The sequence below is a fragment of the Streptomyces sp. NPDC014891 genome (assembly GCF_043081085.1).
In the GTDB taxonomy this organism is placed as follows: domain Bacteria; phylum Actinomycetota; class Actinomycetes; order Streptomycetales; family Streptomycetaceae; genus Streptomyces.
Map to the genome: position 1 here is coordinate 482,773 of NZ_JBIBWF010000003.1, position 21,448 is coordinate 504,220.

Annotated in this window: 22 protein-coding genes; 8 read left to right on the top strand and 14 right to left on the bottom strand. The window is 74.4% G+C overall.

Annotation, left to right across the window (positions count from 1 at the left end):
• Nucleotides 1–77 precede the first annotated feature (77 nt).
• Nucleotides 78–1,229 (bottom strand): CaiB/BaiF CoA transferase family protein, encoded by a 1,152-nt coding sequence (locus ACF09E_RS10485; protein WP_392204778.1) that lies wholly within the window; start codon nt 1,227–1,229, stop codon nt 78–80.
• A 502-nt stretch (nt 1,230–1,731) separates the two neighbouring features.
• On the opposite strand from ACF09E_RS10485, the gene ACF09E_RS10490 reads away from it, so the two are divergent.
• The gene (locus ACF09E_RS10490; protein WP_392204779.1) at nt 1,732–2,886 is read left to right on the top strand and encodes a saccharopine dehydrogenase family protein; all 1,155 of its coding nucleotides are present in this window, start codon (nt 1,732–1,734) and stop codon (nt 2,884–2,886) included.
• A gap of 40 nt (nt 2,887–2,926) precedes the next feature.
• Here ACF09E_RS10490 and ACF09E_RS10495 read toward each other — a convergent pair whose 3' ends face one another.
• Entirely contained in the window at nt 2,927–3,298 is a 372-nt protein-coding gene (locus ACF09E_RS10495; RefSeq protein ID WP_392204780.1) for a VOC family protein, read from the bottom strand.
• Between the two features lie 188 nt (nt 3,299–3,486).
• Nucleotides 3,487–4,176, bottom strand: coding sequence for an endonuclease V (locus ACF09E_RS10500; protein ID WP_392204781.1), 690 nt, complete (start codon nt 4,174–4,176; stop codon nt 3,487–3,489).
• 165 nt (nt 4,177–4,341) lie between these two features.
• On the opposite strand from ACF09E_RS10500, the gene ACF09E_RS10505 reads away from it, so the two are divergent.
• Entirely contained in the window at nt 4,342–4,641 is a 300-nt protein-coding gene (locus ACF09E_RS10505) for a YciI family protein (RefSeq protein ID WP_392204782.1), read from the top strand.
• Nucleotides 4,642–4,650: 9 nt separating this feature from the next.
• On the opposite strand, the gene ACF09E_RS10510 is transcribed toward ACF09E_RS10505, so the two are convergent.
• Complete coding sequence (locus tag ACF09E_RS10510; RefSeq protein WP_392204783.1) at nt 4,651–5,748, bottom strand: WD40/YVTN/BNR-like repeat-containing protein; 1,098 nt, start codon at nt 5,746–5,748, stop codon at nt 4,651–4,653.
• A 76-nt stretch (nt 5,749–5,824) separates the two neighbouring features.
• On the opposite strand from ACF09E_RS10510, the gene ACF09E_RS10515 reads away from it, so the two are divergent.
• From ACF09E_RS10515 to ACF09E_RS10530, 4 genes are all read left to right on the top strand, one after another.
• Nucleotides 5,825–6,169, top strand: coding sequence for a (4Fe-4S)-binding protein (locus ACF09E_RS10515; protein ID WP_392204784.1), 345 nt, complete (start codon nt 5,825–5,827; stop codon nt 6,167–6,169).
• Between the two features lie 195 nt (nt 6,170–6,364).
• Complete coding sequence (locus ACF09E_RS10520) at nt 6,365–6,781, top strand: SsgA family sporulation/cell division regulator (protein ID WP_392204785.1); 417 nt, start codon at nt 6,365–6,367, stop codon at nt 6,779–6,781.
• Nucleotides 6,782–7,173: 392 nt separating this feature from the next.
• On the top strand, nt 7,174–8,817 hold the full coding sequence (locus ACF09E_RS10525; RefSeq protein WP_392204786.1) for an ABC-F family ATP-binding cassette domain-containing protein: 1,644 nt from the start codon (nt 7,174–7,176) through the stop codon (nt 8,815–8,817).
• A 374-nt stretch (nt 8,818–9,191) separates the two neighbouring features.
• Nucleotides 9,192–10,166: an acyl-ACP desaturase gene (locus tag ACF09E_RS10530; RefSeq protein ID WP_392204787.1), complete on the top strand. Its 975-nt coding sequence runs from the start codon at nt 9,192–9,194 to the stop codon at nt 10,164–10,166.
• A gap of 233 nt (nt 10,167–10,399) precedes the next feature.
• On the opposite strand, the gene ACF09E_RS10535 is transcribed toward ACF09E_RS10530, so the two are convergent.
• The 8 genes from ACF09E_RS10535 to ACF09E_RS10570 form a co-directional block, all read right to left on the bottom strand.
• Nucleotides 10,400–10,657, bottom strand: coding sequence for a WhiB family transcriptional regulator (locus ACF09E_RS10535; protein ID WP_392204788.1), 258 nt, complete (start codon nt 10,655–10,657; stop codon nt 10,400–10,402).
• 125 nt (nt 10,658–10,782) lie between these two features.
• Entirely contained in the window at nt 10,783–11,865 is a 1,083-nt protein-coding gene (locus ACF09E_RS10540; protein WP_392204789.1) for an LLM class flavin-dependent oxidoreductase, read from the bottom strand.
• Nucleotides 11,862–12,734 carry an ABC transporter substrate-binding protein gene (locus tag ACF09E_RS10545; protein WP_392204790.1) on the bottom strand — a complete coding sequence of 291 codons (873 nt, stop codon included), beginning with the start codon at nt 12,732–12,734 and terminating at the stop codon, nt 11,862–11,864. The genes ACF09E_RS10540 and ACF09E_RS10545 overlap by 4 nt, the downstream gene beginning before the upstream one ends.
• Nucleotides 12,731–13,531, bottom strand: a complete 801-nt coding sequence (locus ACF09E_RS10550) for an ABC transporter ATP-binding protein (protein WP_392204791.1) — start codon at nt 13,529–13,531, stop codon at nt 12,731–12,733. The genes ACF09E_RS10545 and ACF09E_RS10550 overlap by 4 nt, the downstream gene beginning before the upstream one ends.
• Nucleotides 13,528–14,418 carry an ABC transporter permease gene (locus tag ACF09E_RS10555; protein WP_392204792.1) on the bottom strand — a complete coding sequence of 297 codons (891 nt, stop codon included), beginning with the start codon at nt 14,416–14,418 and terminating at the stop codon, nt 13,528–13,530. The genes ACF09E_RS10550 and ACF09E_RS10555 overlap by 4 nt, the downstream gene beginning before the upstream one ends.
• A complete protein-coding gene (locus ACF09E_RS10560) occupies nt 14,415–15,470 on the bottom strand; it encodes an ABC transporter substrate-binding protein (protein ID WP_392204793.1) in 1,056 nt (351 codons plus the stop codon). Before ACF09E_RS10560 ends, ACF09E_RS10555 begins: the two co-directional genes overlap by 4 nt.
• 251 nt (nt 15,471–15,721) lie before the next feature.
• Complete coding sequence (locus ACF09E_RS10565; RefSeq protein ID WP_392204794.1) at nt 15,722–16,747, bottom strand: ABC transporter substrate-binding protein; 1,026 nt, start codon at nt 16,745–16,747, stop codon at nt 15,722–15,724.
• Between the two features lie 603 nt (nt 16,748–17,350).
• Entirely contained in the window at nt 17,351–17,476 is a 126-nt protein-coding gene (locus ACF09E_RS10570) for a putative leader peptide (RefSeq protein WP_392204795.1), read from the bottom strand.
• Nucleotides 17,477–17,676: 200 nt separating this feature from the next.
• Here ACF09E_RS10570 and ACF09E_RS10575 point away from each other — a divergent pair, with 200 nt between their 5' ends.
• Nucleotides 17,677–18,471 carry an IclR family transcriptional regulator gene (locus ACF09E_RS10575; protein WP_392204796.1) on the top strand — a complete coding sequence of 265 codons (795 nt, stop codon included), beginning with the start codon at nt 17,677–17,679 and terminating at the stop codon, nt 18,469–18,471.
• Between the two features lie 85 nt (nt 18,472–18,556).
• Nucleotides 18,557–19,222 (top strand): TetR/AcrR family transcriptional regulator, encoded by a 666-nt coding sequence (locus ACF09E_RS10580; protein WP_392204797.1) that lies wholly within the window; start codon nt 18,557–18,559, stop codon nt 19,220–19,222.
• Nucleotides 19,223–19,322: 100 nt separating this feature from the next.
• On the opposite strand, the gene ACF09E_RS10585 is transcribed toward ACF09E_RS10580, so the two are convergent.
• Complete coding sequence (locus ACF09E_RS10585; protein ID WP_392204798.1) at nt 19,323–20,276, bottom strand: alpha/beta hydrolase; 954 nt, start codon at nt 20,274–20,276, stop codon at nt 19,323–19,325.
• Nucleotides 20,277–20,401: 125 nt separating this feature from the next.
• A complete protein-coding gene (gene ligD / locus ACF09E_RS10590; RefSeq protein ID WP_392204799.1) occupies nt 20,402–21,433 on the bottom strand; it encodes a non-homologous end-joining DNA ligase in 1,032 nt (343 codons plus the stop codon).
• Nucleotides 21,434–21,448: the final 15 nt, after the last annotated feature.

Sequence of the window (21,448 nt, forward strand, 5' to 3'; positions counted from 1 at the left end):
CGGGCGGTGCGCGGTTCGGACGCGGCGGTCGTGGCCGGTGCGCCCGCGGGTCGGTCCTCCGGGTCCGGCCGTCCGGGTCACGCGTCGGGCTCCGGGGTCCCGCGCGTCAGAGCGGGTACGGCCCAGTCGACGGCGACCTCGGCCGTGTCCGCGCCGGGCAGCGCGGGTCCGCGGCGCAGGGTGCCGGGGGTGACGGAGAAGCGGGGCGCGGGGGCCGGCTGGGCGACGCCGTCCCGCTCGGTGAAGGTGCCGCGGGCGGCGAGGTGGGGGTGGGACGGTGCCTCGCGCATCGAGAGGACGGGGGCCACGCAGGCGTCGCTGCCCTCGAAGAGGGCGGTCCACTCCTCGCGGGTACGGCGGAGGAAGCGGTCGGCGACGGCCTTGCGCAGTGCGGGCCAGCGCCCGAGGTCGTGGCGGGCGGGGGCGGCCTCCTCGATGCCGAGGATGCGGGCGAACTCCGCGTAGAACCGCTCCTCCAGGGCGCCGACGGCCATGTGTCCGCCGTCGGAGGTCTCGTACACGCCGTAGAACGGGCATCCGCCGTCCAGCAGGTTGACGCCCCGCCGGTCCTGCCAGCCGCCGGCGGACAGCATGGCGTGGATCATGGTGGTGAGGTGGGCGGTGCCGTCGACGATCGCGGCGTCGACGACCTGGCCCTCGCCGTGCGCGCGGGCGTGCTGCAGGGCGGCGAGGACGCCGACGACCAGGTAGAGCGAGCCGCCGGCGTAGTCGCCGAGGAGGTTGGCGGGGATGCTGGGCGGGCTGTCGGGGTCGGGGCCGATCATGCCGAGGGCGCCGGTGATCGCGATGTAGCCGATGTCGTGTCCGGCGGTCGCGGCGAGCGGTCCGTCCTGGCCCCAGCCGGTCATCCGGCCGTAGACGAGGCGCGGGTTGCGGGCGAGGCAGGCGTCGGGTCCGACGCCGAGGCGCTCGGCGACGCCGGGGCGGTAGCCCTCGATGAGGATGTCGGCGCGTTCGGCCAGGTCGAGGACGGTGGCGGCGCCGTCCGCCGCCTTGAGGTCGACGACGGCGGAGCGCTTGTTGCGGTTGGTGAGGTCGCGGGCCGGGTCGATGCCCAGGCCGGGGCCGCCGGGGCGGTCGACGCGGACGACGTCGGCGCCGAGGTCGGCGAGCAGCATGGCCGCGAAGGGGCCGGGGCCGATGCCGGCGAGCTCGACCACGCGAACCCCGGCGAGCGGGCCGTTCCCGGCGGTGTGCGTCGTGCTCATCGAGCCCCCAGACGTGTGTGACACCAATGATGTAACACCGGAGATGCTAGGAACGTGTTCCACTCGGCACAAGCCCCCCGGCCGAGCAAGCGCTTGGAAATTACCGGAGGGGGAAGGCGGGGCGGGCAGGCGGGTCCGGACGGATCCGGACACGCCGCCCCGAGGCGTCTACTCGGGAGTAGGGCGGGGGTGGCGCAGGGCTCGGGACCCGCTATCCTCCGCCGACGAGCACCGCGCAGGGCGGCGCGGTACGGCCGAATCGAGGGGCTGTATGGACACAGGGGCGGCGGACGCGGGGCGTGGGGCCGGGGACGGGGCCGGCCGGGAGGCCGGAGCCGGAGCGGCGTCCGGGCCGGGCGCCGGGGCCGGGCGGGAGACCGGGGGCGGGCGGGGCGCCCAGGCGGGGCCGGGTGCCGGTGTCGGTGTCGGGCCGGGTGCCGGTGTCGGGCCGGGTGCCGAGGCCGGGCGCGCGGGTGGGAACGGGCCGGACCGCCCCTACGACGTGGTCCTCTTCGGGGCCACCGGGTTCGTCGGCGAGCTGACCGCCGAGTACCTCGCCGCCCATGCGCCCGCGGGGTGCCGCTGGGCGCTCGCGGGCCGCAACCGGGCCGGGCTCGCCGCCCTGCGCACCCGGCTCGCCGCCCGGTGGCCGCACTGCGCCGAGCTGCCGCTGGTCGTCGCGGACGCGGCCGACCCCGGCTCGCTGCGCGAACTCGCCGAGTCCGCACGGGTGGTGGCGACGACGGTCGGTCCGTACGTCTGGTACGGCGACGGACTCGTCGGCGCGTGCGCCGAGGCGGGCACCGACTACCTGGACCTGACCGGCGAGTCCGAGTTCGTCGACCAGACGTACGTGCGGCACGACGCGCGGGCCCGGGAGACCGGCGCCCGTATCGTCCACGCCTGCGGCTTCGACTCCGTCCCGCACGACCTGGGCGCGTACTTCACCGTCCAGCAGCTCCCGGAGGGCGTACCGCTCCGGGTGGACGGCTTCGTGCGCGCCGGGGCGCAGTTCTCCGGCGGCACCTTCGCCTCCGCCCTGACCGCCCTCGGCCGGGGGCGGGAGATCCTGCGTGCGGCCCACGAACGGCGGCTGCACGAGCCGCGGTTGGTGGGGCGGCGGACCCGTGCGCCGCTGTCCGGGCCGCGGTTCAGCCGGGAGACCGGGACCTGGGCGCTGCCGCTCCCGACCATCGACCCGCAGATCGTGGCGCGTTCGGCGGCGTCCCTCGAACGGTACGGACCCGACTTCCGCTACCGCCACTACGCCTCCGTGAAGACGCTCCCGATGGCTCTCGGCGGCGCGACGGCCGCGGGCGCGAGTGTGGCGCTCGCCCAACTCCCCCCAGTACGGTCATGGCTGATGGATCGCTACCAGGCCGGTCAGGGGCCGTCGGCCGAGCGGCGGGCCCGCAGCTGGTTCTCGGTCCGCTTCGTCGGCGAGGGCGGCGGGCGGCGGGTGTTCACCGAGGTCTCGGGCGGCGATCCGGGCTACGACGAGACGGCGAAGATGCTGGCCGAGGCGGCGCTCAGCCTCGCCTTCGACCCGCTGCCTAAGACATCGGGCCAGGTGACGACGGCGGTGGCGATGGGTGACGCGCTGATCGACCGGCTCCGGGCGGCGGGCATCCGCTTCCGGGTGGCGCACCGGGGCTGAGCCGCGGGCCGCGCCGCCCGAGCCGGCGGTACGGGAGGGGTCAGGGCCGCACGAGGCGGAAGGGGTGTCCGGCGGGGTCGGCGTAGATCCGCCAGGCCGCGCCGGCCCCGCCGTCGTCGAGCGGCTCGGCCCCGAGCGCGAGGACGGCCTCGTGGGCGGTGTCGAGGTCGTCCACCCGCACGTCGAGGTGGAACTGCTGCTCGGGCGCCCCCCAGACGGGCGGCCGGTGATCGGCCACGCTCTGGAAGCCGAGGACGGGTCCGCCGACGCCCCGCAGCACCGCCGAGCCCTCGCCGACCGTCCACCGGGGCTCGGGGCTGTCCACCTCTCCCCCGATCAACTTCCGGTAGAACTCGGCGAGTTCCCAGGCGTCCGGGCAGTCGAGGACGAGGCACCGCAGACGCCCGATCACACCGACGCCCGATCGGCGAAGGGGGACGGAAAGGCGCGGATCCCGGCCGGGGCGACCGGAACGGCCGGGGCGGGGATCGGGTTCGGGCCGCGCTCCGCGGAACGCGACGAGACGGAAGGGGGTGTTGTCATGCCCCCACTCTGGTGGTCTCCCGGGCGGCCCGGTATCCGTACAGGTACTCAGGCTACTCAGCCGAGCGCCTCCTTCAGGGCCCGGCGGCACGACGCGTCCGCGTGACGGGTCGTTTCGGGGATGCGGTAGCGCGGCGCGAGACGGAGGGTGTGGGCGCAGGCGTTGGCCAGGGAGACCCGGTGACCGGCGGAGACGAAGACCGGCTTCACCCCGGCCCGGGTGCGCAGGGCCCGGCCGACCTCCTCGCCGTCGGCCATCAGCGGAGCGAAGTCGCCCTGATCCGGGCCGGGTTGCTCGTAGGTGAAGGTGAACGGGTTCTTCGCGACGCCGATCGACGGCCGGCCCGTGAGGACCCCCAGGTGGCTGGCGAGGCCGAAGCGGCGGGGGTGGGCGAGGCCGTAGCCGTCGCAGACGAGGAGGCCGGGGTCTGCGGTCAGTCCGTCGAGCGCGGCGAGGACCGTGGGGATCTCGCGGAAGGCGAGCAGCCCGGGGACGTACGGGAAGGAGACGCGGCCGACCGCCGTGGCCTCCTCCACCACGCGCAGGGTCCGGGCGTCCAGGACGACGGCCGCGGCGGCGACGAGATCGCGTGCGTCGTCGTAGGCCACGTCGACCCCCGTGACGTGCCCCTCGCCGACCGCGGGGCCCTCCTCGTCGCGGACGAGGCGTCCGCTCAGCTCCTCCTGGACGGCCAGGGCGGCGGTCTCGTCGGCGGGCCAGCCCGCCGGAATGTCGATGATCGTCATGATGCGGCCACCCTATGCACGGCCCGGACGGCGACGGGCCCCTGCCGCCGGATCCCGACGGCGGCAGGGGCCCGCGCGTGGGGGTCCCGGGCCGGTGCGCACGCGCCGCGTCCGGGGGCTGGGACGGGCCGTCCGGCCCGGGAGGGGCCCGGTAGCCTGCCGGTCATGTTCGTTTTGGAATTGACCTACACCGCCCCCGTCGAGCGGGTGGACGCGCTCCTCGACGCCCACGTCGAGTGGCTCGACGCGCAGTACGCCGCGGGTGTCTTCATCGCCTCGGGGCGCAAGAACCCGCGGGACGGCGGGGTGATCCTGGCCGCCGGGGTCGACCGCGCGGAGATCGAGAAGATCGCGGCGGCCGACCCGTTCAGCGCCGAGGGCGTGTGCGCGTACCGGATCACGGAGTTCTACGCGACCAAGACGGCCGGGGGACTCGAGGCGTTCCGGGAGCAGCTGCCCTCCTGACGGCAGGTCCTACGGGCGGCCCAGTCGGGCGATCCGGCCCTTCTCCCCCGCCGCCCAGCACGAGCCGTCCGGCGTGCAGTCGACCGTGTCGAACGAGCCGCGGTCCACGGTGCGCCAGGTGCGGCCCCCGTCGGTGGTGAGGTCCGTGCCGGTCGGGCCGACGGCGAGTGCGGCGTTCCTGCTGTGCGGGAGCCAGGCGACCCCGGAGCGGTAGGCGGGCGGCGGCGTCGCCGAGGCGCGCCAGCCGCGTCCCCCGTCCCCGGTGACCGCGGCGGCCTGCGGGGACGGCTGGTCCGCGCGGTAGTCGCCGCCGACGGCGATGCCGTGGGCCCGGTCGCGGAAGGCGAGGCCGAAGACGCCGCGGGCCGGGTCTCCGGCCGGGACGGTCGTCGCGGTGGCGGTCCAGGTCAGGCCGCGGTCCCCGGAGTGGAGCACGCGCGCGGTGGCGCCGCCGCCCGTCGCCAGCCACACGTCGCGCGGACCGGCCGACACCAGGCACTGCCCGCTCGCCGCGAAGCCCGCCTCGCCGGGCAGCGCCTCGGGCATCCCCGCGTTCGGCAGTACCCGCCAGGAGCGGCCGCCGTCGCGGGTGGCGAGGATGCGGTACCTGCCGTCGACCGGGTCGCTCATGGCGAGTCCGTGCCGGCGGTCGAAGAAGGTCATGCAGTCGTAGAAGGCACGCGGATCGGTGTTCCGGAAGGACTCGGTCCAGGTGGCGCCGCCGTCCTCGGTGCGCAGGACGCGGGAGGCCTCGCCCTCGCCGATGGCGAGGACGACGGCCCGGCGTGCGTCGAAGGCCTCCACGTCGCGGAACTCCAGTGCGGCCGCGCCCGGCGGCGACACGTTCCGCCAGCTCCGGCCGCCGTCGGTGGTCCGCAGGACCGTCCCCTTGGAGCCCGCGGCCCAGGCGGTCCTGCGGTCGACGGGCGCCAGTCCGCGGAACCGGGCGTCGGTACCGGTCGGCGTGAGCTCCCAGCCGGCCGTCGTGCCGCCGGTCGCCGCCGTGGGGGTCTCCCCGGCGCGCGCGGGCGCGGCCAGGGTCAGCGCGAGCGCCGCCCCGATCAGTCCCACCGACATCATTCGTCTCGTGATCCCCATGGACGTCATGGCGCCGGAAGCTAGCGCCCCCGGCCGCTCCTCGTCCAGGGTGCGTCCCCGCCGGGTCGTTCCCAGGCTGGGTGGCATGGCCGACCGTACGGGCGAGTCGGCGCCCGGTGGGGCGCCGGTGCTCAAGGAGTACGAGGGCGAGGGCATCACCGTCACCTTCGAGCCGCGCCGGTGTCTGCACGCGGCCGAGAGCGTGCGGGGGCTGCCCGAGGTCTTCGACGTCTCCCGGCGTCCGTGGGTGCTGCCCGAACGCCGCCGAGGCCGGTCTGGTCGCGGAGACCCGCGCATGAGCGGCGCGCACGGCGACCGGCGCGCGACGCGGGTCGTCCTCTGCGGCTGCGGAGCCTCCGGAAACCAGCCGTACTGCGATCACTCCGGTCCGTGCGCCGGCCCGGACGACGACGTACCGGAACAACGCTGACCCGATCCGCACCCGCTCTGATCTGCGACGACGCACCGGGCGTGCGGCGGCGCGCGATCCCGCCCGCCTCCGTGACGCAGCTCACGCGTATCCGGAGTGCACGTTCCGGCCGTTCCGCTCGTCTTCTCAGGTGTCAGGTGCCCCGGTGTCGGGGAGACGCACAGGATCCGAAAGTCCGCGTGAAAGGAGCCGGTCGTGTCCGCCGTCATCGAGCAGGCCGTCCAGGCCCGTCTCGTCGCATCCGCTCCGCGGATGGAGACCGTCCCCGCCACCCTGCGGTACGACCGCGAGGACCCGTACGCCGTGAGCATGGCGTTCCCGCCCCCGGCCACCCTGGAGGGCGTCGAGGTCTCGTGGGCCTTCGCGCGTGAGCTGCTCGTCCAGGGCGTCGAGCGCCCGGCCGGCGTCGGGGACGTCCGTCTCCGGCCGTACGGGTACGACCGCACGGTGGTCGAGTTCCACGCTCCCGAGGGCGTCGCGATGGTCCACGTGCGGACGTCGGAACTGCGCCGTTTCCTGGAGCGTTCGCAGCACCTGGTACCGGCCGGACGCGAGCACCAGTACCTGGACTGGGACCAGGACCTGTCGGACCTGCTGCGCGAGCACCCGTAGCGCCGCGCCGGCGTCCCGGCGGCGGGACCGGCCGACCGACGGAGACGACGACCACGGCCCGGGCGACGCGCCCGCCCGACCGGTGGAACCGACGACCACGGGTCCGGCCGACCGGCCCGGCCGTACGGGCCGCCCCCACGGGCCGGCCCGTAATTCGTTTGCCGCCCTCCCGTTCCCCGGCCTACCGTTCCCCACGTACCAGTCGCCGTCTGATCGGAGAAGGACGTTGCTCGTCTGAGGTTGCGAGACACCGCGCCGCGCGTGCCCCCTGTGCCGCGTGTGCCGTTCTCGACCTCGGCGTACGAGCCGTTCTGACGACAGACCGCCCGCGCCCCGGTGTCTCCACGCGTCGCATCCCCGCACGTCTGCGCTCACGCATCCCGGAGGCCTCCATGGCGCATCACCCCACCTTCGTCACCTGCACCTCGCTCTCCTTCTCCTGGCCCGACGGCACCGAGGTCCTCGACGACTTCCGGCTCACGATCGGCCCCGGCCGCACCGGGCTCGTCGGCCTCAACGGCTCCGGCAAGTCCACGCTCCTGAAGCTGATCGCCGGTGAACTGACCCCCGCCTCCGGCAGTGTCCGGGTCACCGGCGAGCTCGGCCACCTCCCCCAGAACCTCGTGCTGGACACCTCGCGGCGGGTGGACGAGATCCTCGGCATCGCCGCGAAGCGGGCGGCCCTGCACGCCATCGAGGCGGGCGACGCGGCCGAGGAGCACTTCACCGTCCTCGCCGACGACTGGGACGTGGAGGAGCGGGCCCGCGCCACCCTCGACCAGCTCGGGCTCGGGGCCGTCGGCCTGGACCGCACCGTCGGCGAGGTGTCGGGCGGCGAGTCCGTACTGCTGCGGCTCGCCGCGCTGCTCCTCGCCCGGCCCGACGTCCTGCTGCTCGACGAACCGACCAACAACCTGGATCTGCATGCCAGGGCACGGCTCTACGAGGCCGTGGAGAACTGGTCCGGGGTCCTGGTCGTGGTCAGCCACGACCGTGAACTCCTGGAGCACGTGGACCAGATCGCCGATCTGCGGGACGGCTCCGTCGCCTGGTACGGGGGCGCCTACTCGGACTACGAGGCGGCGCTCGCGGCGGAGCAGGACGCGGCGGAGCGGATGGTCCGGGTCGCCGAAGCGGACGTCCAGCGGCAGAAGCGGGAACTGGCCGACTCCCAGATGAAGTTGGCCCGCCGGCGGCGGTACGGACAGAAGAGCTTCGAGAACAGGGTCGTCCCGAAGATCGTGGCGAACAACCTCAGGAGCTCGGCCCAGGTCTCCGCCGGGAAGCACAAGGCGCTGCACACCGAGCGCCTCTCGGAGGCCCGGGAGCGGCTGGACGCCGCGGTGGAGGCGGTCAGGGACGACGACGAGATCCGTGTCGAGCTGCCGCGGACCTCGGTGCCGCCGGGCCGCGAGGTGCTGTTCCTGCGCAGCCCCCGGCTGCGCTACGGAGCCCGGGTGGAAGGCGAGTTCGAGCTGCGCGGTCCGGAGCGGATCGCCCTGGTCGGCAGGAACGGCGCCGGGAAGACCACGCTGCTGCGGACCATCGCCGGGGAGCTCGAACCGCTCTCGGGCGAGACGGAGGCACGGGTGCCGCTGCGCTTCCTGCCCCAGCGGCTCGACCTGCTCGACGACGGCCTGAGCGTGGTGGAGAACGTGGCCCGGTTCGCCCCCTCGGCGACGGGCAACGCGATCAGGGCCCGGCTCGCGCGCTTCCTGTTCCGGGGAGCGCGGGCGGACCAGGCCGTCGGCACCCTGTCCGGCGGGGAGCGGTTCCGCGCGACGCTCGCGGCGCTGCTCCTCGCGGAGCCGGCCCCGCAGCTGCTGATGCTGGACGAGCCGACGAACAACCTGGACATGGCGTCGGTGCGGAAGCTGACGGCGGCCCTGGAGGCGTACGAAGGTGCGCTGATCGTGGCGAGTCACGACGTGTCGTTCCTGGAGTCGCTGGGGATCACCCGCTGGCTGCTCCTCGACGGCGCGCTGCGTCCGACGACGGCGGAGGAGGTACGGGAGGCGGCGTCGAGCCCGCGCTGAGGCGGCGGCGCCGGGCCCGTGGTGGGGCTGGCGGCGCCGGGCCCGCGGTGGAGGTGGCGGCGGGGTCCATGGGGCGGCGCCACCCACGCCGCACCCGCCTCACCGGCTCCGGATAGCCATCCGCTTGGGCCGCCGGCCGACTGCGCCGCGCCGCGGGTCCTCTGCGCTGCGTAGTCGCCCGGGTGACGGGTACGGGCCACCCGAGACGTGACCTGTGTCTCCAGCACCCCGACGGAGCAGCACACATAACGGAACGTAACCGGACATCGCCGGGACGGGCTTGGCCGACGCCTTACGGAGCCTTAACCTACGGTCTCGTAACCTACGTAGCCGTAGGTATGCCCGTTTGCCCTTCTCCGTCCCCAGGAGTCCCCGTGACGCTCACCTCTCCCCACCTCGGCAGCTCGACAGGGTGGACCGATGCGCGGCTGCTCTACGCGCTGGAAGAGGTCGTGGAGAAGGAACTCAACCGGCACCTCAAGGTCACCAAGGACTGGATGCCGCACGAGTACGTGCCGTGGTCCGACGGCCGCAACTTCCCCGGCTTCTTCGAGGACGGTGAGGCCTGGGACCCGTCGCAGTCCAAGGTCACCGAGATCGGCAAGATCGCGCTCGTCGTCAACCTGCTCACCGAGGACAACCTCCCGAGCTACCACCACGAGATCGCCAGCCTCTTCGGACGCGACGGCGCCTGGGGCACCTGGGTGCACCGCTGGACCGCCGAGGAGGGCCGCCACGGCATCGTGATGCGCGACTACCTGCTCGCCTCCCGCGCCGTCGACCCGGACAAGCTGGAGCAGTTCCGGATGGCGCACATGAGCGAGGGCTTCGAGTCCGACAACCGCCACTCGATGCTGCACTCCGTGGCGTACGTGGCCTTCCAGGAGCTCGCGACCCGCATCTCGCACCGGAACACCGGCCACCAGTCCGGCGACCCGGTCTGCGACCGGATGCTGGCCCGGATCGCCACCGACGAGAACCTGCACATGGTCTTCTACCGCAACCTCCTCGGCGCGGCCTTCGAGATCGCCCCCGACCTGACCATGCAGGCCGTGCGGGACGTCGTCGTCAACTTCCGGATGCCGGGACACGGCATGCCCGGCTTCGAGCGGGCCGCGGCGCAGATGGCGATCGGCGAGATCTACAACATGCGCATCCACCACGACGACGTGCTCCAGCCCGTCCTCCGCTTCCTGAAGGTCCTCCAGATCGAGGGCCTCGGCCCCGAGGGCCTGCAGGCGCAGGAGGAGCTGGGGCTGTACATGAACGGCCTGGACACCGAGGCGAGCAAGTTCGACGAGAAGCTCGCCGCCCGCAAGGCCCGCATGGCCGCCCGCAAGGCCGGCTGAGCGACCCGAGGGACACGACCGGGCCCTAGCGCGCCCCGGCGCGCACTCCAGACGGCGGGCCGCCGCTCCTGACGGCGGCGGACCGCTGACGGCGACCGACGGCGGACCGCTGACGGTGACGGACGGCAGAGGCAGGACGAGACGGGCGCGGCGGGCCGAGATCGGCCCGCCGCGCCCGTCCGCCGTCCTCCCGGACCCCTCGTACCCCCGCGCCGAGGCGTCCGCCGCCCCGCTCAGCCCTGACGGCGCTTGAGCCGGATCCGCTCCTTCTCGGACAGCCCGCCCCACACGCCGAACCGCTCGTCGTGACGCAGCGCGTACTCCAGGCACGCCACCCGCCCCTCGCAGGCGCCGCAGAGCTGCTTGGCCTCGCGGGTGGACGAACCGGGCGCGGGGAAGAAGAACTCCGGCCCGGCCTGGGCACACAGCGCGTCCTCCTGCCAGGACATGTCGGGCTCCGGGGCGGTCAGTACGGTGGTGTAGGTCTGCATGACGCACACGCTGCCGGAGGGCCGTAAACGAGCCATCAACGTTCGATCAATGCGTCATCTCCCCGCGCGCGCAAAGCGGCGCGCCGAGACGCTCCGGCCCTTGTGCCGTACGCGCGTCCCGGACCTCAGCGGGTGACCCCCAGGGCGGGGAGGACCGTCTCGGCCACCCGGTAGGCCTCCTCCAGGAGGGGGTTGCCGGAGAGGATGAAGGTGTCCACGCCCAGGTCCTGGTACTCCTTCAGCCGCTCCACGACCTGGGCCGTGGAGCCGACGACCGCCGTGCCGGGGCCGGGGCGGAACAGGCTCATGCCGGGCCACAGGTTCGGGTGGGTCTCCAGCTCGCGGGCCCTGGCCGGCACCTTGCCGCCGTGCTGGCGGAACTGGCGCTGCCAGCCCACGCCGTCCTCGCCGGACCGCTCGCCGAGCTGCCGGGCGTACGTCGCCTGGCTGGTGACGTCCAGGAGCCGGTCGGCGGCCGCCCACGCCTCGTCCTCGGTGTCGCGGACGATGAGGTGGAGCCGCAGGCCGATGCGGAGGGTGCGGCCGTGGGCGGCGGCCCGCGCGCGTACGTGGTCGAGCTTCTCCCTCAGCAGGTGCGGCGGCTCGCCCCAGGTGAGGTAGACGTCGACGTGTTCGGCGGCCATCTCGATCCCGGCCGCCGAGGAGCCGCCGAACCAGAGCGGGACGTGCGACTCCTGGACGGGCCGCAGGTCGCGGAAGGAGGCGCCCGCGTTCCGGAGGTCGTAGAAGCGTCCCTTGTGGTCGAAGACCTCGCCCGCGGTGAGGCGCTTGACGATCGACCAGTACTCGGCGCTCAGTTCGTACCGCTCGTCGTGCTCGACGTGGAGCCCGTACTCACGCAGCGCGGCGGTGGAGCCGTTGACGACGTTGAAGCGGAGCCGTCCCCCGAAGAGCCGGTCGAAGCTCAGCGCCATCTTGGCCAGCAGGGTCGGGGCGATGAGTCCCGGGTGGACGGCGAGCAGCGGCTTGAACCGGGTGCTCGTGGAGGCGGCGAGCGCCGAGCCCAGCGGCCACACGTCGTAGAGGTCCGTGGCCAGCAGGGCGCCTGAGTAGCCGAGGCGTTCGACGGCTCCGGCGAGTTGCGTGAGGTAGCCGAGGTCGACGGGGCGGCGGCCGGCCGGCTCCCAGGGGTACGCGCCCTCGCGGGGGATGACGTACCAGAGGACTTCGGGTGCCGGAGAGGTCATCGGGATCCGGCCTTCCGGGGCAGGGCGTCGGCGACGGTGACCGCGCGGTCGACGAACCCGGTGCGGTGGAAGATGTCGGCCGCCTGCTGCTGCTCGGCGACGAAGTCCGCGCCGACCTCCTCGATCGTCCAGGGCAGGGCGCGCAGGGCCGTCTCCCAGTCGTCGACCGTGCCGCCCTGGTCGGCGGCGGCGATCGCGGCGGCCTCGCGGGGGTTCTCCGCGGCCCACGCGTCGGCCCGCCGGAGGGCCCGGATGAGCGCCGCCACGACCTCGGGGCGCTGCTCGGCGAGGTCGCGCCGGGTGAAGAAGACGGACCGGTCGGTGATGACCTCGCCGGTGGGGATCAGGGTGCGCAGTCCGCCGGTGCGGCGGGCGGCGGCGAGCTCGGCGCCCTGGGCCACCCACGCGGTGACGGCGCCGCCGCGGAGCTTCTCCTCGCTGCCGGCGTCGGCGCGTACGGCGGTGATGTCGGTGGCGTACGAGAGGCCCGCGTCGTCCAGGGCCTTGGCGAGGAGGTGGGTCTGCCAGGATCCGACGGCCAGGTGGACGGTGCCGCCCTTGAGGTCGGCGACGGTGCGGACCGGGCCGTCCTCGGTGACCAGGAGGGCGCCGTGGTCGGGGCGGGGTGCCGAGACGGCGGTGTAGACGATGTCGTGCCCGGCGGCCTGCGCGGTCACGGGCGGGGTGGAGCCGGTGCCGCCGAAGTCGATGGTGCCGTCGGCGAGATGGGCGCCGGTGCGGACGCCGTCGGTGTACGGGTGCCAGGTCACGGTCTCGCCGAGTGCGGCCAGCTCCTCCTCCGCGTAGCCGAGCCGGGAGAGGTGGTAGAGGGACGGGTTGCTGCGGTGGACGCCGATGACGACGGTCATGCGGAGGCTCCTTCGGGGGTGGCGGAGTGGGTGGTGGAGGCCGGGGGTTCGTGGGGCGCGTGGACGCCCAGGTCGGCGAGGAGGCGGTGACGCAGGGCCACGAAGGCGGGGTCGCCGGGGTCCCGGGGACGGGGCACGGTGACGGGCTCGTCGGTGACCAGTCGGCCGTCCCTCAGGACGGCGACCCGGTCGGCCAGGCGGACGGCCTCGTCGACGTCGTGGGTGACGAGGAGCACGGCCGGGCGGTGGATCCGGCGCAGCTCGCCCACGAGGTCCTGCATCCGGAGCCGGGTGAGGGCGTCGAGGGCGGCGAACGGCTCGTCGAGCAGGAGGAGTTCGGGCTCCCTGACGAGGGCGCGGGCGAGCGCGACGCGTTGGGCCTCGCCCCCGGAGAGGGTGGCGGGCCAGGCGCCGGCGTGCCGTTCGAGTCCGACCTCGGCGAGGGCGCGCAGTCCGGTGGCGCGGGTCGCGGGGCCGCGCGGAAGGCCGACGGTCACGTTGGCGAGGACCTTCTTGGACGGGATGAGCCGGGGTTCCTGGAAGACGATGGTGCGGGCCTCGGGGACGAGGGCCTCCCCCGCGTCGGCGCCGTCGAGGGCGCCGAGGATGCGGAGCAGCGTCGTCTTGCCGCTGCCGCTCGCACCGAGCAGGGCCAGGAACTCCCCACGTCGCAGAGTGAGTTCGAGTCCGTCGAGGACGGGCCGGGTGCCGAAGACGCGGCGCAGTCCACGGACGCGTACCGCCGTGGGGGGCGGGGTGGTCGGGGTGGTCGGGGTGGGCCGGGCGGTCGGGGTCATCGGGTTCCTCCTCCGGGGCCGGCCGTGCGCCAGGGCATGAGGATCCGCTCCAGGCCGCGGACGAGGACGTCGGCGGTGAGTCCGAGCAGTCCGTAGACGAGGATGCAGACGGCGAGGATGTCGGTGCGGGCGTAGCTCTGGGCCTGCGACATCAGGTAGCCGATGCCCTCGGTGGCGTTGATCTCCTCGGCGGCGATCAGCGCGATGACGCTCAGCGTCATGGAGAGCCGGAGCCCGGCGAGGAGCGAGGGCAGGGCCCCGGGGAGGACCACCTGGCGGACGAGGGCGAGCCGGCCGAGGCCGAAGCTCCGCATGGCCTCGACGAGTTTGCGGTCGGTGTTGCGGACGCCGCCGCTGGTGGACACGTACATCGGGAAGGTGGTGGCGACCGCGATGAGAAGGATCTTCGCGGTCTCGTTGATGCCGAACCAGACCATGAAGAGGGGGACGAGGGAGAGGAACGGGATGGTGCGGAGGGTCTGGAGCGAGGAGTCGAGCAGTTCGTCGCCGAGCCGGGTGAAGCCGGTGGTGATGCCGAGGGTCAGTCCGGCGGCGAGGCCGATGACCAGCCCGATGCCCGAGCGGGTCAGGGAGGTGGCGAGCGCGGCAGGCAGCTGTCCGTTCCCCCAGAGTTCTCCGACGGCGCCGATCACCTGGGCGGGCGAGGCGAGCACGTCGGGGGTGAGGAGGCCGGTCGCGGAGGAGGCCCACCAGAGGCCGAGCAGGGCGACGGGGCCGAGTGCGCGGACGGTGAGGGAGCGGGTGCGGGAGGGGGCGCGGCGGACGGGGGGCCGGGGGCTGACGAGTCCGACGGTGTCCGGGGCGTCCGCCGGCTTCTCCCCGGCCGGTGCGGTCGGGACGTCGGGGGCCGTGGTCGTGGCCGTCATGACAGCTTCTCGACGTCGAGGAGGTGGGCGGCGATGTCGACCCTGTTCGGGGTGACCTTCTGGTCGGCGTAGAACCGGGCGACCGTCTCGAAGCGCTTGATGTCCTCCGGGCGGATCGGGTCGACGGTGCCGCCCTTGCCGACGAAGGAGATCTGGACGTCGCGCGCCTTGCCGTTGACGGCGGTGGGCCCGGCGTCGGTGAAGACGTTGAGGTAGGCGGCCGGGTCCTTCTTCTCCTTCGCGCTGTTCTCGTGGAGGTAGTCGTAGAGCGCCCGGACGACCTCGGGGTGCTCCTTGGCGAAGCCCGAACGGACGGCGTTGAGGCTGTAGTTGTCGGAGCCGATGGCGGCTCCGTCGGCGAGGAAGCGGGCCTTGCCGGCGCCGATCTCGGCGACGGCGTAGGTGGACCACACGGACCAGGCGTCGACCTGGCCGGCGTTGAAGACGGCGGCGGTCTGGTCGGGGCGCAGATAGACGCGCTCGACCCGGTCGGCGGGGACGCCGGCCTTGGCGAGGGCCTTGAGCAGCAGGTACTCGCCGGTGCCGCCCTTGTTGACGGCGACCTTGCGGCCGACGAGGTCCTCGACGGAGTCGATGTCCGAGCCCTCGCGGACGAGGATGCCCTCGCCGACGGGGTCGGGGGCCGTGGCGGTGAAGAAGGCGAAGCCGGGGCTCTGCGACAGGGAGGTGATGCCGGAGGTGATCGAACCGGTCGCGATGTCGAGCTGGTCGGCGTTCATCGCCTGGGCGGCGGGCGCGAAGGGACCGGCGCTGCCGGTCCACGCGACCTTGGCGCCGACGGCCGCGAGGGCCTTGTCGAGGCTGCCGTCCTTCTTTCCGCGGGCGAGGACGCCGGCGTTCCCGGGGTCCGGGATGCGGAGGGTGACGGTGCCCTTCGCTCCGCTCTTCCCGCTTCCGGAGGCCGGCCCGACGGCCGATTCCGCGGCGGGGCTCCCGCCGCACGCGGTGAGGAGGGAGAGGGCGGCGAGGACCACGAGGGCCGCGCGCGCGGTGCGGCCGGCGGGCGGGGTGGCGGGGGCGAGTGGGCGCATGTCGGGGTCCTTCGGGAGACGGGGTGGGCGCGGGGGCGAACGGCCGCGGAAGGGGCGGGGTACGGGGAAGGCGGGGGTACGGGGAAGGCGGGGGTACGGGGAAGGCGGGAGCGCGGGGAGGACGGGAGTGCGGGGAAGACGGGGGGGGTCGGGGAGGCGCGCGAGCGGCCGCGTTACGGACGGGCTGCGGGGAGGGGCCTGGGCTGCGCCGGGCTACGGGTCCGCTGCGGGGAGGGGCGGGGGTGACCGCGTTACGGGATGGGCTGCGGGGACGTGCGTTCTGGTGCGGCGGCGGCCCGCAGGCGGGCCTGTCGCAGCGGCTCGGGGTCGGCCCAGGCGCGTACGTCCACGGCCTCGGGCAGGAATCCGTGGGCCCGCAGGGCCTCCTCCTGTCGAGCGAGGAGGCCGAGGCGGGTCTCGGACAGGTCCGGATGGAGGGTGCGGTGGGTGCCGGGCCGGTAGGCCCCGGCGACCCCCTCGGCGCCCGCCCCCGTCTCGGCACCGAGGATCCGGGCGACCTCGTCCGGCTCGTCGGCGGCCCAGTCGGCCGCGCGGAGCAGCACGGCGAGGAAGCGGGTGACGAGCTCGGGGTGCTCGTCCAGGAGGTCCTGGTGCACGGTGAGGGGGCGGGGGGTGCCGTTGTTGACGCGGTGCGCGGGGTCGGGGAGCCCGTCCAGTTCCAGGGCCACCTCGGCACCGGCCCGGCGGGCCGCCTCGACGGCGAGCGCTCCCTTCACGTAGACGGCGTCGACGTCGCCCCGGCGCAGGGCGTCGAGCTCGGAGGCCCACTGGCCCCGACGCCCGTCGGCGGGTACGTCGACGAGGCGGGCGTCGCCGAGCCCGAGCCCGGCGGAGGCCAGCGCCCCTTCGAAGCCGCGCAGGGCCATGGCCCGCCAGAAGTCGATGGGGACCTGGTGCCGGGGCAGGGCGAGCCGCAGCCCCCGGAGCGCGGCGGCTCCCCGGACCGGTGAGCCCGGTGCGACGAGCACCACCTGCCGCTCCTCGATCCAGGTGAGTCCGACGAGCCGGGTCCGTTCGCCCCGCGAACGGGCCCAGAGTGCGGGGACGTTGCCGCCCTCGCGGAACAGTCCGGGCAGCGCGTGGGTGAAGTGGGTGGCACGGTCGGCGCCGGGGTCGGCGTCCTGGAGGGAGCGGACGGCGATGCCGTCGGGAGCGAACTCCCCTTCCAGCCAGCCGCGGTCGGCGGCGACGCCGGTGGCGGTGGGCACGGGGCAGCGGGTGAACCAGAGGGTGTCGGGAACGCGGGCAGGCGTCATGGAGGGCTTCCCGGGGGTGAGATGGGCGGGAGGGCGGAGGACGGGGACGGAGGGCGGGAGGGATCGGAGGAGGAGGAGGGCGGAGGACCGGGGGGGGCGGGTGCCGGGACAGGGGCGACGGGTGGATGCGGCTCCTGCGACGGCACGGGTCCCGCCGGGGCGACCGCGACCGCTCCGGGAGCGGCTGCGCTGCGACCCGTGCCGCACCGCGGAGTGAGGGGGAGGAGAGGAGCCCGGCGCGCGGGTGGGACTCGCGCCGGCGCCACCGGCCGCCGGGGAAGGGCGGGCGCCGGGAGCCTGGCTCTCTGTGGGATCGCGCTCCCACCTCAGAGGGTGGTGCCGCGTGGGAACGGCCGCCTGCCGCGCGAAAGAGGCACCGCGGACCGAAATCCGCCCCGTACGCGTCCGGTCCGCCGCCCGGCGGGCCGGTGCGAAGGCCCCACGCGAGCGACACGACACCGCACGGGTGACCGCCTCGCACGCCGAGCGCGCACCGCACAGGTGTGCCGCCGTCGTACCGCACCCGCCAGGAGGCTGCCGGGCGGCGCGTCGGACCGGAGCGCCGGTCCGACGTTCCGGCCTCCCGCGCCGTCCCCGGGGGCGTCAGCGACAGCCGGCCCCCGCGACGCGCGCCAGGTCGATGTGGCGGCGCCGGGTGAGGGCGAGCGGCGTGGGAGAGGCCGTGGTCGCACATCGTGCGGTGTACCGGTCGGTACGTCGTGCGTTCATGACGGGTCCTGCTCCCTCCGGCTCGGTGCCGCCGCGGTGGCTTGGCCGGAACCCTGCCATGGAGTTCCGACCGCCCACAACTCGCCTCCCACCATGTGGGATTGCGTATGAACGGCGTGTTTCCGACCTCGTTCGAGCCCCGATTCGGCTCCCGCCATGTGGGAGCGTGGGGGCCCGATCACCCACGGGGAGCGAACCCTATGACGACCGAGGCCGGCACCGTCCGACCCCCGGCGGGCGCCCAGGCGGTCCGCCGCGCACTCGATGTACTGCACTGCTTCCACGACAACGGACCCGACCTGAGCGCCTCCGACCTGGCACGGCGGCTCGGACTCTCCACCTCCACCGCGCACCGGCTGGCCCGGACCCTGCTCGGGGCGGGCTTCCTGGAGCAGGACGCCCGGACCGCCCGGTACCGGCTCGGCCCGGCGATGACGGAGCTGGGACGGCTCTCGTACCACCAGCGGGGTCTGCATCTGGCCGCCCCCGAGCTGTCCGACCTCGCCGAGCGGACCGGGGCGACGGCCGACCTGGCCCTGCGCAGCGGCCCGCACGTGGTGATCGTGGCGGGGGGTTCGGTGACGCCCAAGGTGGGGCTGCGCCGACCGCTGCACTCGACGGCGCTCGGCAAGGTGCTGCTGGCCTGGCCCCGGGCGGGCGAGCCGGGCCCGCACTCCCTTCCTCCGCTGTACGCGTTCACCGAGCGGACCATCGTCGAACCCCCGGCCCTCACGGCCGAGTTGGCGCGCGTACGGGAGGCCGGGTACGCGCTCAACGACGGGGAGTCGGCCCACGGGGTGCGGACGGTCGCCGTACCGGTCCTGGAGCGCACGGGGCACGCGCGGTTCGCGCTCGCGGTGCGCGGGACCCCCGATCTGATCACCGACGCACGGCTCGACTGGTACCTGGCCCAGGCGCGTTCCTGCGCCCGCGCCCTGGAGGTGCTGCTCCTCGCTCCGGCGGAGCGCCGGGACCCGGGCCGGCAGGCGGGCTGAGAGCCCCCGCGACCTCCCCCGTTCGCCGTCCCGGCGACGGCCGCGCAAACTCTCCGCACGGTCGTGCGTTCAGTACGATGGGGGCATGAGCGACACCGGCACCAAGACGGACGGGCGCGTCGAGCGCGGGAACCAGACCCGGCGGCTCGTGCTCGGCCGGACCATGGACATCGCCTCGGTGGAGGGGCTCGACGGCCTCTCCCTCGGACGGATCGCCACCGAGCTCCGGCTGAGCAAGAGCGGCGTCTTCGCCCTGTTCGGCTCCAAGGAGGAGCTTCAGCTCGCGACGATCAGGGCCGCCGCCGCCGTCTTCGCCGAGAACGTCGTCGTCCCCCTCAGGGACGTGCCGCCCGGGGCGCGGCGGGTGCGCGCACTCTGCCGGAACTGGCTCACGTACTCCTCCGAGCGGGTCTTCTCCGGCGGCTGCTTCTTCTACGCCGTCTCGGCCGAGTTCGACGCGCGGACGGGCCCGGTCCACGACGCCGTCGCGCGGGCCCGCCACGACTGGACCGCGTACGTGGAGCAGTCCCTCACGGAGGCCCGCGCCGCCGGGGACTTCGACGCGGACCTCGACGTGGAGCAGTCGGCCTTCGAGGTGATCGCCCTGATGGAGGCGGCCAACGCCCAGTCCGTACTGTTCGGCGAGAAGCGGGCGTACGAGCGGGCCGAGCAGGGGATCACCGCCCGGCTGCGCGCGTCGGCCACGGACAGGGGCCTGGCCGGCCTGGACGCCGGGGACGAGGCCGAGTAGGGAACGGGAGGGCGACGGCTCTCCGCGTGCACGCGGAGCCTCCGACTGCCCTCACCACCCCCGCCCGGCCGGCCGTCCCCTCCGCTCCGGCCTCCCCAACTCAGCCGGCGACCGCCCGCCTCTCCCCCTCGCCCGTCGCCGCGCCGACCGGAGCCGTCCCCGTCGCCGCTCCGACCGGAGCCGTCGCAGCCTCCGTCGCCCCCGCCGCCGGCGCCGTCAGGAACTCCACCGCCTCACGGACGACCTCCGGGTCCCGCAGGATGCGCCGGTGGCCGAGGCCCCGGGTGACGACGAGTCGGGCCCGGTCGCCGTGCACACGCGCGAGGCGCCGCGCATGGACGACCGGCACCATGTCGTCGTCCTCGTCGTGGAACAGCAGGAGGTCCAGGTCGGGTCGCCCCGTGTCGCGGTCGGCGTCGAAGCGGTCCCAGATGCCGGGCTCGGTGGGCGCGAGCCTCCGCTCGACGTGCTCGCGCATGCGCCGGACGACCCGGTCGTCGACACCCAGGCCGGTCTGGAAGCCCTGGACCAGCAGATCGAAGGAGGACACGCCGCCGATGCCGACGAGGCGGGTCGTGCGGACGCCGCCCCGGAGGGCGAAGAGGGAGGCGATGACACCGAAGGAGTGGGCGACGATCGCGTCGAAGTCGCCGTGGCGCGCGTGCAGCTCCCGGATGATCCGACGGTATTCGAGGATGTTGCTCGCCCGCCCCGGGGATGCGCCGTGGCCGGGCGCGTCGAAGGCGACGGGGCTGAAGCCGCGCGCGAGGAGCGCGTCGACGAAGGCGCCGAGCCGCGAGGCCCGCGAGGACCAGCCGTGGACGATCAGCACGGGCCGCCGTCCGTCGCCCCAGGCGTAGGTGACGACCTCCTCGCCGCCGACCCGCACATGCCCGGTGCGGGCGGCGTCGAAGAGCGCCCGCTCCCCCGGCTTGAGTCGCGCCCGGCCGAGCGGCCGGACGAAGAGCCGGAAGGCCTGCCGCCCGGCCGCCCCGGGGGCGACGCGGGCGGCGGCGTTCAGGGCGGTGCGGATGAGCGGAGCCATCGGATACATGCCGGGATCTCCTCGATCGTCCTGCGGGCACGGCGACCCACCGATGAGAAAATGCTAGCACGATCGTTCGTGTTGTTTCTGGTGGAAGGCAAGAGGCGCCGGCCGGCCCGGCGCCCCGCTCCGCCCTACTCCGCCCCGTCCGGTTCCTTACGGGCCCTGCTCGGCTGCACCCGCTTGGGCTCCCCCGGCATCTTCGGGTACTCCGGCGGGTACGGCAGGTCCCCGAGGCCGTGGTCCGCCTCGTCGCGCCGGGCCAGTTCCAGCAGCGGCTCCAGGCTGAACCGCTCGTCGTCCATGTCGGCGTGGACGTCACCCACCTCGGCGTACCGGGCCGGCATCGTCCTGATGTCGAAGTCCCGCGGCACGGCGTCGTCGACCTCCTCCCACCGCAGCGGCGCCGACACGGGCGCGTGGGCCCTCGGGCGTACGGAGTAGGCGGAGGCGATCGTGCGGTCGCGGGCGGTCTGGTTGTAGTCGACGAAGATCCGCTCGCCGCGCTCCTCCTTCCACCACTTGATGGTGACCTCCTGCGGCATCCGCCGCTCCAGCTCCCGACCGCAGGCGATGGCCGCTCGCCTGACCTGGGTGAACGTCCAGTTCGGCAGGATCGGGACGAAGACGTGGAGCCCCCGTCCGCCGGAGGTCTTCGGCCAGCCGCGCAGTCCGTGCTCGTCGAGGACGGCCCGCAGTTCATGGGCGGCGCGCACCGCGTCCGCGTAGTCCGTCCCCGGCTGGGGGTCCAGGTCGATGCGGAGTTCGTCGGGGTGGTCGGTGTCCTCGCGGCGCACCGGCCAGGGGTGGAAGGTGACGGCGCCGAGGTTGGCCGCCCAGAGCACGGCCGCCGGCTCGGTGGGGCACATCTCGTCGGCGGAGCGGCCGCTGGGGAAGGTGATGTGGGCGGTCGGGATCCAGTCGGGGAGGTACTTGGGGGCCCGCTTCTGGAAGAACGACTCCCCGGTCACCCCGTCGGGGTAGCGCTCCAGGGTGGTGGGGCGGTCGCGCAGGGCCCGGGTGATGCCGTCGCCGACGGCCAGGTAGTAGCTGACCATGTCGAGCTTGGTGTAGCCGGGTTCGGGGAAGTACACCTTGTCCGGATTGGACACGCGTACGGTCCGGTCGCCGACTTCCAGTTCCACCGCTGCCGCCTTGCCTGCCATGCCGGCCAGCCTAGG